Source organism: Ruegeria sp. CDSA246 (assembly GCF_059611225.1).
Genome location: NZ_JBXWPD010000005.1, coordinates 236,572 through 251,364 on the forward strand (window position 1 = coordinate 236,572; position 14,793 = coordinate 251,364).

19 protein-coding genes are annotated in these 14,793 nt (G+C 58.1%); 8 read left to right on the forward strand and 11 right to left on the reverse strand.

Annotation, left to right across the window (positions count from 1 at the left end):
* The first annotated feature begins 18 nt into the window (after nucleotides 1–18).
* Nucleotides 19–468 (forward strand): DUF6404 family protein, encoded by a 450-nt coding sequence (locus tag AC2FI9_RS08460; RefSeq protein ID WP_496767022.1) that lies wholly within the window; start codon nucleotides 19–21, stop codon nucleotides 466–468.
* A gap of 4 nt (nucleotides 469–472) precedes the next feature.
* Here the strand turns inward: AC2FI9_RS08460 and AC2FI9_RS08465 are convergent, their stop codons facing one another.
* The 4 genes from AC2FI9_RS08465 to AC2FI9_RS08480 form a co-directional block, all read right to left on the reverse strand.
* Nucleotides 473–862 carry a VOC family protein gene (locus AC2FI9_RS08465; protein WP_496767023.1) on the reverse strand — a complete coding sequence of 130 codons (390 nt, stop codon included), beginning with the start codon at nucleotides 860–862 and terminating at the stop codon, nucleotides 473–475.
* A gap of 6 nt (nucleotides 863–868) precedes the next feature.
* Complete coding sequence (locus AC2FI9_RS08470; protein WP_496767024.1) at nucleotides 869–1,693, reverse strand: arginyltransferase; 825 nt, start codon at nucleotides 1,691–1,693, stop codon at nucleotides 869–871.
* Nucleotides 1,694–1,770: 77 nt separating this feature from the next.
* On the reverse strand, nucleotides 1,771–2,202 hold the full coding sequence (locus AC2FI9_RS08475; RefSeq protein WP_496767025.1) for an RDD family protein: 432 nt from the start codon (nucleotides 2,200–2,202) through the stop codon (nucleotides 1,771–1,773).
* 65 nt (nucleotides 2,203–2,267) lie between these two features.
* Nucleotides 2,268–2,690 carry a DUF2852 domain-containing protein gene (locus tag AC2FI9_RS08480; RefSeq protein ID WP_108858373.1) on the reverse strand — a complete coding sequence of 141 codons (423 nt, stop codon included), beginning with the start codon at nucleotides 2,688–2,690 and terminating at the stop codon, nucleotides 2,268–2,270.
* An 84-nt stretch (nucleotides 2,691–2,774) separates the two neighbouring features.
* Here AC2FI9_RS08480 and AC2FI9_RS08485 point away from each other — a divergent pair, with 84 nt between their 5' ends.
* The 5 genes from AC2FI9_RS08485 to AC2FI9_RS08505 are packed head-to-tail and all read left to right on the forward strand — an operon-like array spanning nucleotide 2,775 to nucleotide 8,052.
* On the forward strand, nucleotides 2,775–3,227 hold the full coding sequence (locus AC2FI9_RS08485) for a DUF4440 domain-containing protein (RefSeq protein ID WP_496767026.1): 453 nt from the start codon (nucleotides 2,775–2,777) through the stop codon (nucleotides 3,225–3,227).
* On the forward strand, nucleotides 3,224–6,013 hold the full coding sequence (locus AC2FI9_RS08490) for a [protein-PII] uridylyltransferase family protein (protein WP_496767027.1): 2,790 nt from the start codon (nucleotides 3,224–3,226) through the stop codon (nucleotides 6,011–6,013). The genes AC2FI9_RS08485 and AC2FI9_RS08490 overlap by 4 nt, the downstream gene beginning before the upstream one ends.
* A complete protein-coding gene (locus tag AC2FI9_RS08495; protein ID WP_108859046.1) occupies nucleotides 6,000–6,272 on the forward strand; it encodes a hypothetical protein in 273 nt (90 codons plus the stop codon). The genes AC2FI9_RS08490 and AC2FI9_RS08495 overlap by 14 nt, the downstream gene beginning before the upstream one ends.
* Nucleotides 6,273–6,310: 38 nt before the next feature.
* Entirely contained in the window at nucleotides 6,311–7,513 is a 1,203-nt protein-coding gene (locus tag AC2FI9_RS08500; protein WP_496767028.1) for an RSP_2647 family RNA methyltransferase, read from the forward strand.
* Complete coding sequence (locus AC2FI9_RS08505; RefSeq protein WP_496735778.1) at nucleotides 7,510–8,052, forward strand: RSP_2648 family PIN domain-containing protein; 543 nt, start codon at nucleotides 7,510–7,512, stop codon at nucleotides 8,050–8,052. The genes AC2FI9_RS08500 and AC2FI9_RS08505 overlap by 4 nt, the downstream gene beginning before the upstream one ends.
* 68 nt (nucleotides 8,053–8,120) lie before the next feature.
* Here the strand turns inward: AC2FI9_RS08505 and AC2FI9_RS08510 are convergent, their stop codons facing one another.
* Nucleotides 8,121–8,807 (reverse strand): M48 family metallopeptidase, encoded by a 687-nt coding sequence (locus AC2FI9_RS08510; RefSeq protein WP_496767029.1) that lies wholly within the window; start codon nucleotides 8,805–8,807, stop codon nucleotides 8,121–8,123.
* 1 nt (nucleotide 8,808) lies between these two features.
* The gene (locus tag AC2FI9_RS08515) at nucleotides 8,809–9,186 is read right to left on the reverse strand and encodes a hypothetical protein (RefSeq protein ID WP_496767030.1); all 378 of its coding nucleotides are present in this window, start codon (nucleotides 9,184–9,186) and stop codon (nucleotides 8,809–8,811) included.
* Nucleotides 9,187–9,232: 46 nt separating this feature from the next.
* Between AC2FI9_RS08515 and AC2FI9_RS08520 the strand changes: the two genes are divergently transcribed.
* Nucleotides 9,233–9,469: a hypothetical protein gene (locus tag AC2FI9_RS08520; RefSeq protein ID WP_496767031.1), complete on the forward strand. Its 237-nt coding sequence runs from the start codon at nucleotides 9,233–9,235 to the stop codon at nucleotides 9,467–9,469.
* A gap of 149 nt (nucleotides 9,470–9,618) precedes the next feature.
* Nucleotides 9,619–10,287, forward strand: a complete 669-nt coding sequence (gene trhA / locus AC2FI9_RS08525; protein WP_496767032.1) for a PAQR family membrane homeostasis protein TrhA — start codon at nucleotides 9,619–9,621, stop codon at nucleotides 10,285–10,287.
* Nucleotides 10,288–10,290: 3 nt separating this feature from the next.
* Here trhA and AC2FI9_RS08530 read toward each other — a convergent pair whose 3' ends face one another.
* The 5 genes from AC2FI9_RS08530 to AC2FI9_RS08550 all read right to left on the reverse strand — a co-directional run bounded on the left by AC2FI9_RS08530 (nucleotide 10,291) and on the right by AC2FI9_RS08550 (nucleotide 14,428).
* A complete protein-coding gene (locus AC2FI9_RS08530; protein ID WP_496767033.1) occupies nucleotides 10,291–11,475 on the reverse strand; it encodes a vWA domain-containing protein in 1,185 nt (394 codons plus the stop codon).
* Nucleotides 11,476–11,478: 3 nt separating this feature from the next.
* Complete coding sequence (locus tag AC2FI9_RS08535) at nucleotides 11,479–11,649, reverse strand: hypothetical protein (protein WP_186437468.1); 171 nt, start codon at nucleotides 11,647–11,649, stop codon at nucleotides 11,479–11,481.
* A 3-nt stretch (nucleotides 11,650–11,652) separates the two neighbouring features.
* Nucleotides 11,653–13,020, reverse strand: coding sequence for a DUF2927 domain-containing protein (locus AC2FI9_RS08540; RefSeq protein ID WP_496767034.1), 1,368 nt, complete (start codon nucleotides 13,018–13,020; stop codon nucleotides 11,653–11,655).
* Nucleotides 13,017–13,466 (reverse strand): GNAT family N-acetyltransferase, encoded by a 450-nt coding sequence (locus AC2FI9_RS08545; protein WP_496767035.1) that lies wholly within the window; start codon nucleotides 13,464–13,466, stop codon nucleotides 13,017–13,019. Before AC2FI9_RS08545 ends, AC2FI9_RS08540 begins: the two co-directional genes overlap by 4 nt.
* Before the next feature lie 116 nt (nucleotides 13,467–13,582).
* The gene (locus AC2FI9_RS08550) at nucleotides 13,583–14,428 is read right to left on the reverse strand and encodes an AAA family ATPase (protein WP_496767036.1); all 846 of its coding nucleotides are present in this window, start codon (nucleotides 14,426–14,428) and stop codon (nucleotides 13,583–13,585) included.
* Nucleotides 14,429–14,793: the final 365 nt, after the last annotated feature.

Below are 14,793 nucleotides of genomic sequence, written 5' to 3' on the forward strand. Positions count from 1 at the left end.
TCAGAAAAGGAATTTCGTTTGTCCAAACCCGATTTTCAGGAGCGGTTGAGGCGCCTCGAAGAAAAACAGCATAAATCAGCGCCTCAAGTTGAACGTCCACCGGCAAGTGATAAGCGCGAAAAACTACAACGCGCACTTGAAGCAACCGACGCAGCAGGAATTTCCCGGGCGGAATCCTTTCCACCTTTTCATAAGTTCCTATTCAAGCTTGGGTTTACACCGAAACCGTTTTTTTACATGAGCTTTCTTTGGCTGATGATCATAGGTGGCGGCGTCGTTTTTCTGATATTTGGCGGTGTGCTGTACAGTGAAATTGGGGCGACGATAAAACGAGGGCCCATAGCCGGCCTGTACAGGGTAGGTTGGCAAGGCGTCTACTTGATAACTGTGATTACAGCGATCGGATTCCCTGTTTACCATAAAGTTCGTACGAAAAAGGCAGGCTTGCCGCGCTGGCGTGATCTGTAATTGCTCATTTGAACTGGATCAGGTCCCAGCGATTGCCGAACGGGTCGCGCCAGACGGCGACGGTACCATAGGGCTCATTGCGCGGGTCTTCTTCGAAATGGACGCCTGCAGTGACCATTGCGTTGTGGTCACGTTGGAAATCATCCGTTTGAAGGAAAAAGCCGACACGCCCGCCGGTTTGGTTTCCAACGGCAGCGGTCTGGCTTGGGCCATCTGCCTTGGCCAGTAGTAGGGATGCGTCGCCCGAACCCGGCGGGGCAACCCGGACCCAGCGTTTGCCACCGCCGAGATCAACATCCTGCAGCAGGGTGAAACCGAGTGTTTGGGTATAGAAGGCGATCGCGTGGTCGTAGTCCGGCACCACGAGGGTGACGGCGAAAAGACTTTGGGTCATGGGATATCAGCCTTTGGTAGGGTGGCGGTCGGGCAGTTGGATGCTGGCAACCTGTTCCGCGATTGGTGCGGTGGACAAAGGGTGGCGGCTGGAATCCGTCAGTTCAGATGGGTTGTTTACGCTAATCCATTCGCCCTGGTAATAGGCCTCAAGCCCTGAGAAGCGCGCTTTGTAACCCATCTTGGGGCTGCCCGGCACCCAGTATCCGAGGTAGACATATGGCAACCCGGCTTCGCGCGCGATGTCGATGTGATCGAGGATCATATACGTGCCCAGCGAGTTTTGCGGTTGCTGGGGGGTGTAGAATGAGTAGACCATGCTGAGGCCGTCATCCAGGACATCCGTAAGGCTAACGCCGATCAGATCTCCGGTACTTGGGTCGGCATATTCCACGACCCGGCTGCGGATCGGGGTTTCTTCGATCATCGCGGCGAACTCGAAAACGTCCATATCGGCCATTCCACCATCCGCGTGGCGGGTATCCAAGTAGCGGCGGAAGAGTTCGTATTGCTCGTCCGTGGCCCAGGGTGAGTTCGCCCTGCGTTGCAGGTACGCATTGCGCTTCGCCGCGCGTTTCTGACTTTTGTTTGGGCGGAAGGCCGTCACGTCGATCCGGGCCGACAGACAGGCTGCGCAATCGGAGCAGGACGGGCGGTACAACACGTTTTGCGACCGGCGAAACCCTTGTTGGGACAATGAGTTATTCAGCTGATCCGCACCTTCCCCCTGAAGGGCAGTGAACAATTTACGCTCCATCCTGCCCTCAAGATAAGGGCAAGGCTGTGGGGCCGTCACATAGAATTGTGGCGCGATTGGCAGCGTGTGTCGCATGAACGTTCCGTGTTTCCTTGGACCGGATGATAACAACCGATACTAAAACCGCCAAGTGATTCACGTCGTTGAATTTTTTACGCGCGCTGGTTGATCATGACAGTTCCAAGGAACGCATCGGTAAGTCCCTGGCCACGTGCGCTGGTCAGCATCATGATGACCGAGATGATTTGTATGACCGGAAAGGCCATGCTGACAAAATACCCGGCCGTGTGGGCAACCGCTTTGCCTAAATCCATCCGGGATCCGAATGAATCGCGCAGTTCGATCCCCATAAAGCGCATGCCCAGTGTGGCCGAGCCATTGGCGATGGTAATCACGCGGTAGACGAAACTGACGACGGCGTAGATCAGGGCCAGAACGAAAAAGCCCAGACCAAAGGTCAGCAGGATGGCCGCCGTACACAACAGCGAGATAAAGGCGATGTCGAACAGCCAAGCGATAAAACGCTTGGTCGCGACAGACTGGTAAAACTCCGGCTGTCGGTCTGGGTCGGGCAGGTGGGTCATATTTTGATTTCCGGCTGAGAATTTAGGACACCCTGTCCCGAATGGCGGGACAGGGCAAGGTCGGCTTAGGCGCGTTCGCCGTTTTCAGCCTCATCGTTGTTTTCACGGGCGCGTTCGTCCATGAACTGGTCAAACTCAGCCTTGTCTTTGGCGTCGCGCAGGCGGCGCAGGAAGGATTCGAATTCCTGTTGTTCGCGCTCGAGCCGGGCCAGGGTGTCGGACTTGTAGGCGTCAAACGCGCTATTGCCGGATGGCTTCATCGCACTCATGTGGCTGTGCCAGGATTTGCGACGGCTGCAGGATTTGCTGAACATGCGTTTGCTCCAGATCATATAGGCAAGAAGAGCCAGGCCAACGGGCCAGAAAAAGATGAAACCAAGGACCATGGCGGCGATCCAGGCCCCTTTGCCCTTGTCATCCATCCAGGCTTCGGCACGAGAGAGCCACCCCGGATTTTGTGGGACGGCGTGGTCGGACAATGCGGTCATTTGGGTTCTCCGGGTTTGATGTAAATTGCTTTCACATTGTCTAGATGGGGACTGAAGTGCGGGTTGCAAGGGGTCGATGTAAAAATGATTTACATTTTGATATTTGCGGTGGTTGACCTTGCTGTGGAACGGGCGCACTTTCCGCCTATGCAACATGTTGAAAATACGACACCTCCGACGCTGGATGAAATTCTGAACCTGGAAAAGCAGGTTTGGACCGCCCTGATGGAAGGCAATGCGGCTGCTGACCGGGCGTTGCTGAGCCCAGATTTTCTTGGGGTTTATCCGACGGGGTTTGCGAACCGGGATGATCATGTGGGGCAGTTTGCCGACGCGCCGACGATGGCGCGCTATGAGTTAAGCGACACCCGGTTGCGGGTTTTGACCTCGGATATCGTTCTGCTGTCGTACCGGGCCGACTATCAGCGACCCGAGGCCGAGGGTTGGGAGGCGATGCTAATCTCGTCGCTTTGGGAACGGCGGCATGACGTCTGGGTCAACAGTTTCAGCCAGGATACACCGCTGGAGGGCAAATGACCGGGCCTCTTTCCATTCAGCGCCTGCCACGTGCATTCGACCAGTCGCTTGGCGATGATGCGCGCGCGGCGGTCAGCGGCATTACATCCGAACAGGGCGAGTTGATCGCAGGGGCAGCAGGGTCCAGCCCCTATCTGAAGAACTTGATCGATCACGAAAACGATTGGTTGGCCTCAGCGTTGCAACACCCCGATGACGCGCTGGCCGACGTTTTGCAGGCTGCGCGAATGCTACCGCCGGATCAGTTGAAACCGGGGCTGCGGCTGGCCAAGCGACGGATGGCGTTGCTGACCGCTCTGGCTGATCTGGCGGGCGCGTGGCCGTTGGAAAAGGTGACCGCGGCGCTAACCGATTTTGGTGCGTTGGCGGCGGATGTGGCGGCCAAGGCCGAGATCGCCAACCTGATCCGACGCGGCAAACTGCCGGGGATGGGCCCGGACGACGTCGAAACCGCCGCAGGGATGATTATTCTGGCGATGGGCAAGATGGGCGCACACGAGTTGAATTACAGCTCGGACATCGACCTGATCGTTCTGTTCGATGAGACCCGGTTTGATCCCGATGACTTCTACGAAGCGCGGCAAGGCATGGTGCGGGCGACACGCAATTTCTGCGCCACGCTCAGCGACAAGACAGCGGATGGGTATGTATTTCGCACTGATCTGCGCCTGCGCCCGGATCCGGCTGTGACGCCGGTCTGTATGGCGGCTGAGGCAGCCGAGCGGTACTATGAAAGCCTGGGCCGCACATGGGAGCGCGCGGCCTATATCAAGGCACGCCCTTGCGCGGGCGATATTGCGGCCGGACAACGGTTTCTGGATACGCTGCGCCCCTTTGTCTGGCGGCGACATCTGGACTTCGCCGCGATTCAGGACGCTCACGACATGCGCCTGCGCATACGTGAAAATAAGGGAACCGGCGGTGCTCTGACCATTCCGGGTCATGACATGAAACTGGGGCAGGGCGGTATTCGCGAGATCGAATTCTTTACCCAGACCCGCCAGTTGATCGCTGGGGGTCGCGACCCTGACCTGCGTGTGCGCGGTACGGTGCCCGGATTGGCGGCGCTTGCCGAAAAGGATTGGGTCCCGCAGGACGTGGCCGACAAACTGACCGATCACTACCGCGCCCATCGTGAGGTCGAACACCGTATTCAGATGGTCCATGACGCTCAGACCCACAAGGTGCCGCAATCGCCGGACGGGATAGAACGCGTTGCCTGCCTGATGGGGATCGACGTCGACGAACTGACCCGTGACCTGACCCACAGACTGACCGAAGTGCACGACCTGACCGAAGGCTTTTTTGCGCCCGGTTCCTCGACGCGCGCGCCAATTGGCGAGGTGGATTTTGACCAGAACGTTCTGGCCCGCTGGACGACGTATCCCGCACTGCGATCGCAACGCGGCGCGCGGATTTTCGAACGCCTCAAGCCCGAGCTGCTATCGCGTTTGGCAAAAACGGCGCAACCGGACGAGGCGCTGCGGGCACTTGATGGTTTTCTGTCAGGCCTGCCCGCCGGCGTTCAACTGTTTTCACTGTTCGAGGCCAACCCCCAACTGATCGACCTGCTGATTGATATTGTCGGGACATCCCACGCGCTTGCGGCGCATCTGTCGCGCAATGCATCGGTGTTTGATGCGGTGATCGGCGGGAGTTTCTTTAGCGACTGGCCGGGGCAGGCTACGCTGCAGGCGGATCTAGATCAGGCCCTTTCAGAGGAATCAGATTACGAAAGCCAGTTGGATCTGGCCCGCCGCTGGTGCAAGGAATGGCACTTCCGCGTTGGCGTTCATCACCTGCGCGGGCTGATTGATGGTGAACAGGCGGGGCAGCAATACGCTCAGCTTGCAAGCGCGGTGATTGCCGCGATCCTGCCGCGCGTATCGGATCATTTTGCCCGTAAACACGGCCCTGCACCGGGGCGCGGTGCAACCGTGCTGGGCATGGGGTCACTTGGGGCTGGGCGGATCAACTCGCAATCCGATTTGGATATGATCGTGATCTATGACCCGCTGGATCAGGATATGTCCGAGGGACCGCGCCCATTGGCGACCCGCACCTATTATGCCCGGTTCACGCAGGCGCTGATCACGGCCTTGTCCGCGCCGATGTCACAGGGGCGTTTGTATGAGGTCGATATGCGCTTGCGCCCGTCGGGCAATCAGGGGCCGGTGGCGACAAGTTGGGCCAGCTTTACCAACTATCAGCAGAACGAAGCGTGGGTTTGGGAACATCTCGCCCTGACACGGGCCCACGTGATCGCCGGAGACGAAGGTCTGGCCAAAGACATCGAGGCGTTCCGTACAGGCCTGCTGTCGCAACCGCGTGACCAGCAGAAGGCCCTGCGCGAAGTGGCCGAGATGCGCGCCCGCCTGGCCGCAGCCAAATCACCAGCAGGGATCTGGGACGCCAAGAACGGCCCCGGCCGGATGATGGATATCGAGCTGATGGCCGAAACCGGGGCGATGTTGTCAGGCGTGGAACAGCGCGATGTGCATTCCGGTTTGGACGGCGCCGTCGCTGCTGGTTTGTTGGACGTCGCTCAGGCGCAAACGTTGAAGGACTGCTACGACCTATGCTGGTCCGTGCAATGTGCGGCGCGCTTGTTGTCCGGCAAGGTCATCGAAGCTGACAAGGTCGGCGAAGGGGGGGCTGCCTTCCTGTGCCGCGCGACTGGATTTGAACAGGTTGAACAGCTGCAAAGCGCGCTGCAAGACAACTACAGCACGGCCGCCGGGATCATTGGCGGCGTGATCAGGGACGAAGATAATGGCGCAGAGTAAAGATCCAAATGATCACAAAGGGTTGATCCGCGAGGCGTATCGGATCGAAGGCATCACATTGCCTGAATGCCGCAGCATTTTTCTGGACTGGGCGCTGAGCCTGCCGGCTGAACGGGACCAATCCCAGGCGTTAATCGACCTGCATGCCGCCTATTCCCAGCAGGACGCCGATCACCCGATGACGCAGGTATTGGCCGAGGGGTTACAATCTGCCAAAACCCCCAAGCGGCGGGGCGGTTGGCGATCGCGCGACCGCTAGGGCTTTTCCCTCGGGGTATTCGCGACTATGAGGGCGTCATGACCCAAACTGCCGATCACCCCCGTATCCGCCTGAAACCCAAAGCCAACGCACGTGGCCTGCGCCACGGTTTTCCGTGGGTGTATGCCAATGACATCGTGACGGATCGCCGGACGCGTAAAATCCCGGCAGGGGCACTGGCAGTGCTTGAGGATGACAAACGCGCGCCCATCGCACTGGTTGCGGTGAACCCCGACTCCAAAATCATGTGCCGCGTTCTGGACCGCGATCTGGACGGGCAACTGGACGCAGCTTGGTTCGAAACCCGCCTGCGCCGCGCGCTTGAGATGCGCGAACGCCTGTTCGACGCACCCTATTATCGCCTGATCCACGCCGAAGCGGACGGCTTTCCCGGCGTCATTATCGACCGGTTCGGCGATGCCTGTGTGATCCAGCCCAATGCCGCGTGGGCCGAGGCGCATCTGGAAACTCTGACCGAGGCTTTGGTCACTGTTACCGGCGTGACAACCGTGCTCAAAAACGCCTCGGGCCGGACCCGAGAGCTGGAAGGCTTGGACGACGTGAACGTTACACTGCGTGGTACAGCGCCAGATGCGCCGCTACCAGTGCCGATGAATGGCGCGACCTATATGGCCGATCTGACCGGCGGCCAGAAAACCGGTCTGTTCTACGACCAACGGCCTAACCATGCTTTCGCCGCGCGATTGGTGCAACCGGGCGCGCAGGTATTGGACGTCTTCAGCCACGTGGGTGGCTTCGGACTGGCCATGCTGGCTGGTGGTGCAGGGCAGGCGCTGTCTGTGGATGGATCTGCAGCCGCGCTGGATCTCGCGACCAAAGGGGCCGAGGCCTCTGGTTTTGCTGACACGTTCCAAACCCGCCAAGGCGACGCCTTCGAGGTCCTGACCCAATTGGGCGAAGAGGGCGCGCAGTTCGATGTCGTCATCTGCGATCCGCCCGCCTTTGCGCCTTCCAGACAAGCGCTGGACGCGGGCCTGCGCGCCTATGAACGTGTGGCCCGCTTGGCGGCAGCTCTGGTCAAACCCGGCGGCTATCTGGGCCTGTGCTCGTGCTCGCACGCGGCTGATCTGGGCCGGTTCCGCGACGCGTCGTCTCGTGGGATTGGTCGGGCAGGGCGACAGGCGCAGCTGATCCATACAGGCTTTGCCGGACCCGACCATCCACAACTGCCGCAACTGGCTGAAAGCGGCTATCTCAAAGCTGTGTTCTACCGGCTGTGAAGGCAGTTCTGGATACCTGCGTCATCTACCCTACGGTGATGCGAGAGATGCTGCTCGGCGCTGCCAAACTAGGCCATTTTACTCCCGTGTGGTCGGCGCGCATCCTCGAGGAATGGGCGCGTGCGGCTCGTAAGCTGGGCCCAACAGGCGAGGCTCAGGCACGCGCCGAAATCGCACTAGCGCAGACCAATTGGCCGAAAGCCGAGTTTCCTGCGGCAACCAATGTCGAACAGCGGCTCTGGCTGCCGGACAGCGCAGATATCCACGTTCTGGCAACGGCTGTTGCATCCTCGGCGGACGTGATCGTAACTGTCAACGCCAAGGACTTTCCCCGAAACATCCTGTCCGAGGAAGGGCTGGACCGCCGTGATCCGGACAATCTGTTGCACGGCTTCTGGCAATCCGATCCCGACGGCATAAGCGGCACAGCCAACCGTGTCCTGGCCGAGGCCAACCGCCTGTCGGGCGACCAATGGACCTTGCGCCCGCTGATGAAAAAAGCCCGTCTCCCACGCCTGGGCAAAGCGCTCTCTACGTAATCGGTACCCAGCTTCATCTGGCTAAAAATATCCCGGAGAGCGCGATAGGCTGGCCTCTCGGTGTTAGATCAGCCACGGGTCCAACGCTGCTCTAATGCCTCCAGGGCAGCGAGCCGTTCGTCCGTTTTCGGATGGCTCATCAACCAGGCGGGCACAACGCCAGCACGCTGCTGCGTCAGGTCTTCCAGCTTGTGAAACAACGACTTCTGCGGTCCGATTCCGATCCCGGCTTTGGTCAGCAAAGCGGCGGCATACTCATCAGCTTCATACTCATCACTGCGCGACAGGCGCGACGCCAACAGGTGTGTCAGCATATTGGCAATCCACGCGCCGATGAACGGGATAAAGCGGTTCAGCAGCATCATCAAAGCGGCCCGCAGCGCATTCTGCCCGGAAAAATCGATCATCCGGCGGCGCGCATGCCCCAGTGCCACATGACCCAATTCATGCGCGATGACGCTGGCCATTTCCTCGGCGGAAACCTCGCCACTGCGAAATTTGCGGTAGAATCCACGCGTGATGAAAATCCGCCCGTCAGGTGCTGCCAAACCGTTCACCGGGTCAATCTCATAGATGTAGACCGGCACCCGGTCGATCTCTAACGCTGCAGCCAGCCGGTCGGTCATGCGTTTCAGGGCAGGGTCGGCCAGCTCGGTGGATTTTGCATCCAGATCCTTATGTGTGCGCCAGACGGAAATCCGGTACATCACAAGGGCATAGGCAATGGCCAGCAGGATCGGGGTCAGACGTAGCATCTTACAAATATGGTTCCGGGCCGGGGATTAGGCAACCGCGCTTGAGCTTTTGTGCCATAAAGGTGAATGGGTCCAATTCTCGCCCATTTTCCCGCATAGCACGAATTCGATGCAAGGTTTTCAACAAGGTAGATTTTGTTATGAAGAGTTTCTGTTTGCGGATGTACATATTTTGCCTGCGATCATTGGGGATGTACGGCATTCTTGTGTCTGTAGCATCGGCCGGGGCGCTGGCCGTCGGCTTTTCTAAGGGGTTCCACATTGGACCGTTGGTTTTGTCCACATCGATTGCGTTAGCTATCAGTTTGGCGATGGCCATTTCGAAGCTGACGCCAAGTTGGCTGGCTGACCCCGCTGGAATGATCAAAGCCTTTGTCATTTTTGTGGGCTCGGGGCCGCTCGTTCTTCTATTCGGGATCGTCAGTATGACCGTAGTTCTGCCCATGGAACTAGACGCTTCACTGGGTAAATCGCTTTCTATTCTGATCGCGCTTCCCGCATGGGCTTTGGGGGTTGGTTTGGGCTGGACCGCCCTAATTTATGGAATTCTGCCGGACAAAAGCCAGCCCGGTCCTTCACCGCTGCCCGGCGCAGCACCTCCGCCGCCACCGACTACAAGCGCTGATTTGCGAAGCCTACGTCAGTCCCGTATGAGTCGATGAGTACTGAAGAAACGCGCCCATTCATATCGGCTTAGTCGTCGTTTCGGCGGCTTGCGCGGCGCATTTTTACAATCAATATATCGTCACAGTGTGAAACACAGTGGCTGCCAGACTTGTCGCAGGGCAGGTCGCGCCATAACTTTGAAATTATGTGGTCATTTGCCGATATCCGCCCGGCCTATAGCAGGGCTGAACGTGTCAGTGATGGCGTTGTTCATATCCTTGGCGTCACTGCGGCTATCGTTGCCGTTCCGGCGCTGATCGCGTTGACCGCCCTATACCGGACTGAGCCTGCTGCGGTTCTTGGGGTCTCGGTCTACGGCTTCACTCTTATTCTGATGCTGTCGTTTTCGGCTTTGTACAATATGGTACAATCTGATCGATGGAGTGAGTTGCTGCGCCGCCTCGATCACTCGGGGATTTACGTCAAAATTGCAGGTACTTACACGCCATTCATCTTACTTTCCGGTGCCCCAATGACCGGACTCATGATCGGTCTTTGGTCATCTGCGACCCTTGGATCAATCCTGAAAATGATCGACCCTCACCGGTTCCGTTGGTTTGGTTTGGCGCTGTATGTGTTGATGGGATGGGCGTCCGTCTGGGCGGGTCAATCGCTGCTGGCCGACTTGTCGCAGCCTGTTGTGGCGCTGATGATCACCGGAGGCATCGTCTATACCGCGGGCATCGCCTTTTATCTTCTGGATTGGTTGCCGTTCCACAACACAATCTGGCATGTCTTCGTTCTGACAGGCAGCGTGTTGTTTTTCCTTGCGGTTTCGTTCCGTATTGCCTGGGCGCCGGTCCTGCAGATATGACGGTCAGCGGGTCAGTTCCCGCATCCCCTGTTCCAAACCGGCCAGCGTCATCGGCACCATGCGGTCCTCGAAAACCTCGCGGATCATGCCGATGGAATGGGTGTATTCCCAGTACTTTTCCGGCACCGGATTGATCCACAGATTTGATGTCCACTGCTCGCGCGCGCGCTGCAGCCAGACCTGACCGGCTTCTTTGTTCCAATGTTCGTTCGCGCCTCCGGGATAGGCAATCTCATAAGGGCTCATCGAGGCGTCGCCGACGAAGATGCACTTGTAGTCTGAACCATAGGTGCGCAGTACTTCGTGGGTCGGAGTCTGCTGATCCCATCGGCGGTGATTGTCACGCCAGACGCCTTCATACAGGCAGTTGTGAAAGTAGTAATATTCCAGATGCTTGAACTCGGTTCTTGCAGCGGAAAACAGCTCTTCGACAACTTTGATATGTGGATCCATCGAGCCGCCCACATCCAGAAACAACAGCACTTTGACTGCGTTGTGACGCTCGGGGCGGGTTTTGACGTCGAGATAGCCATGTTCGGCGGTGGCGCGGATGGTGCCGTCCAGATCCAGTTCCTCGGCCGCACCTTCGCGGGCCCAGCGACGCAGGCGCTTCAGCGCGACCTTAATATTGCGCGTACCCAGTTCAACCGTGTCGTCCAGGTTCTTGAATTCGCGCTTGTCCCACACTTTTACGGCGCGCTGATGACGGCTTTCCTTCTGGCCGATCCGCACACCTTCGGGGTTATAGCCATAAGCCCCGAACGGCGACGTCCCGGCGGTGCCGATCCACTTGTTGCCACCCTGGTGGCGGCCTTCTTGATCCTTGAGACGCTCGCGCAGCGACTCCATCAGTTTTTCAAAGCCGCCCATGGCCTCGATCTCGGCTTTTTCTTCGTCGGACAGGTGTTTCTCGGCCATCTTGGCCAGCCATTCGGCAGGGATATCGACAGCTTCGAGCACCTGATCAAAGCTGATCTCTTCGAGACCTTTGAAGCTGGCGGCAAAAGCTTGATCGAACTTGTCGATATTGCGCTCGTCCTTCACCATCGACACGCGAGCGAGGTAATAGAACGCCTCGACATCATAGGTCGCCAGACCCTTTTTCATGCCTTCCAGAAAAGTCAGATACTCGCGCAGTGATACGGGAATGCCAGCTTTGCGGAGGTTTTCGAAAAAGGGCAGAAACATGCGTTAACCCACCAAACGAACCAGGATCAGGGAAAGCACCAGACCTACAATGGCAAATGCGATGCCGTAACCGGCCGCATATTGGGCAATATCCGCGCCGCTGCCATTGCGTTTGCGAGCCTTCATCGCGCCAAGGATCGCCCCTAACAACGCCATTCCCAAAACTACGACCATGCGTTACCCGCCTCTGTTGTTGGTGGGCGGACCTTCGGCAACTTCCTGCATCAGCGACCGGACCACGACTTCCGAGCCAAAGCCGTATCGCGCCCATGCAAGACTGTCCAGTCTGACGGTACGTGCCTGATTTGGTCGTCCGGCCTGATTGAGCGCTTCTGATTTCAACAAAAGCAGAGTAGCCAACTGAGCGGCGTTTTCAGCCCGCGACATGACAGCTATTGCCTTGTCTAATTCAGGCAGGACCTCCGGTCCCTTGCCCTGCGCAAGTGCGAAGGCAGCAGTTTGGGTAGTCACATAGGCTTGATGGATTTCAGTTCCCGGCGTCCCGCGCAGATACCGCATGGCAATTTCGTATTGTTCGATCGCTTCGCGGGAATCGTCGAATTGTGCCATTCGGCCGAGGATATAGTGCGGATATGCCCGCCGGTGGTCGGTCCAACCCTGTTCACGTCCGATCTGGACCGCTTTTTCCGCAGCTTTCACTCGGTTACGGGTGCTTGGCCTTGATCCAAGCGATTTTTGGACGGCGTTGATCCACTCGCGCGGGGTGTCCGAAACGGGTTGCGCGGGTAAAGTGTCGCCGCGCGGGTTCAGTCGGCGAAGGATGCCGGGCAAAACGGCTTGCACTTGTTCGCGTGTCATGCCGCTGCGCAATTGGGGTGAGTAAGCCGTGCGCAGGATCAGCATGTCAAAACCGGTCAGAATGGTGTGGATGTTGTCGTCGTTGAACACCGAATCCGGCAGGTGATACAGGTCATTCAGCGGCCCCAGAGCCTGCGCCAGTTCCTCGTGCAGGCAGTCGCGCTTTTCCTGCGGGCTCACGTCATAGGGAATGAAAATGCCCAGCCGTTCGCGGCTGCGCAGCGCGGTCCAACTGCTTTTCCGTTTGCGCCGGTCCTGTCGATATTCCTCAAAGCTGGATGCGTTGGGAACCACGAAACAGGCGGCTTGCGGCAGGATGCGCTGGATCTGCTCCTGGCTAACGGCCTCGATTGTTATGTTGGCCTGGCCATCCGTTATCTGGCGAATGTCGATCCCGGCCTCGCGTTGCAGACGCGTCAACAACCGGGTCAGATCGCGCTGCATTGACGGTGTGGGTGATCCCGTAAGTCGAACGGTGACGGGGACCTCGAACCGAGTGAAGACGGGTAATGTGGCGCCGCCTTCGAGCGCGAAGTGCAAAGAAAGGAAATCGGCTGCAATATTAGCGTTCGACCGGGCGGGTGGTCTGGGTCGGGTTGACGTGAACGCTTTGGCGGGCGGCAGGTTCGCCTCGATCGCCTTAACGCGTGTTGGCGGTTCAGGGGGGGTAACCGCGGTGCATCCGGCGACAGCAAAGCCAATTAGGACCGCAGCGACCCTGATCATGGGCGTTGATACCGGATAAAGGGCGTTTGCTTGCCGATCCGATCATAGAGATTGCGCGCCGTGTGATTGAACTCTTGCGTCAGCCAATAGACAGAAGGCGCGCCTTTCCGGTCGGCCTCGTCATAAACGGCCTGTATCAAGGCGCGGCCAACGCCGGTTCCGCGCGCCTCGGGCCGGGCGAACAGGTCTTGCAGATAGCAAACGCTTTCCTCTTTCCACGCATGGCGGTGAAATAGGTAATGGGTCAGGCCAACAAGATGACCATCCGCTTCGGCCACGAAACAGGAAAAATCATTGGGATCATCCCCAAGCAGCCGTGCGAAGGTGCTGTCATATGTCTGCTCTGGCACGGTCGTTTCGTAGAACGCCAGATAGTCGCGCCACATCTCGGCCCATTCGGCGCGATCTTCGGGCTGCAGCGCCCGGATATTGAGGGTGTCAGACAAGCATTGGCTCCTATGTCGTCAGGCCGGACTGCCCGACGACGCCGGACGGCCATTTGGCCAATGCTGACACCCGGCCCCCCGCAAGGCAAGCGGGGATCACCAAGTGTTCAATATTCTCAGCGTTTGCTGCGTGCCATGAAGGCGAGACGTTCAAACAGGTGAACGTCCTGTTCGTTTTTCAGCAGCGCGCCGTGCAACTTGGGCAACGCATTGGCCCCGTCGCGTTTGAGGTCCTCGGCGGTCAGGTCTTCGGCCAGCAACAGCTTGAGCCAGTCCAGCACTTCCGAGGTTGATGGTTTCTTTTTTAGCCCCTGCGTTTCACGGATTTCGTAAAACTGGGTCAGCGCTGTGGTCAGCAATGCATCCTTGATGCCCGGGTGGTGCACGTCGACGATCCGGCGCATGGTCGCCTCATCCGGAAAGCGGATATAATGGAAGAAACAGCGCCGCAGGAACGCGTCGGGCAGTTCCTTTTCGTTATTCGACGTAATGATCACAATCGGTCGGATTTTGGCTTTGATGGTGTCCCCGGTTTCGTAGACGTGGAACTCCATCTTATCGAGCTCTTGCAGCAGGTCATTGGGAAATTCGATATCGGCCTTGTCGATCTCGTCGATCAGTAGCACGACTTTCTCATCAGATTCAAAGGCCTGCCACAGTTTGCCCTTGCGGATATAGTTCGACACGTCATGCACGCGCTCGTCGCCCAACTGGCTGTCGCGCAACCGGCTGACCGCGTCATATTCGTACAGGCCCTGCTGTGCGCGGGTGGTGGACTTGACGTTCCACTCGATCATCTTCAGCCCCAGCGCACCGGCAACCTGCTTGGCCAGTTCGGTCTTGCCGGTTCCGGGTTCACCCTTGACCAACAGGGGACGTTCCAGCGTAACGGCGGCATTCACCGCAATTGTCAGGTCATCGGTGGCAACATATTCAGCTGTACCTTGGAAACGTGCGGTCATGGGCCCCTCATTCAATATCGCGCGGCATGTGTCCTTGGGGTTATAGCGGGGTGAAAAATTTGACAAGACAGGTCGCTGCGTCGCGCAGGGCGAAATTGATGTGCGACTCCAATGCCTTTGGTTGATTCGGGCGCTAACATAGGGCGCGACAATTTTGGGAGCACCCAAAAAAAGCCTGCCAATTTTCACAGAAAAACAAGGATTTGTTGTTTTAAGTCTCACATTTAGATGACCTGAAACAGCACGCAGCCGGGCAAAGTTTCCATAGTGACATTCCCCCCGCTGTCGGATAAACGCTCCGCAGAAGGGGATTGCCGCATGTCAGGTGAAGCAAAGGTGACCGGCGTTGCAGGCCACACCGAGGG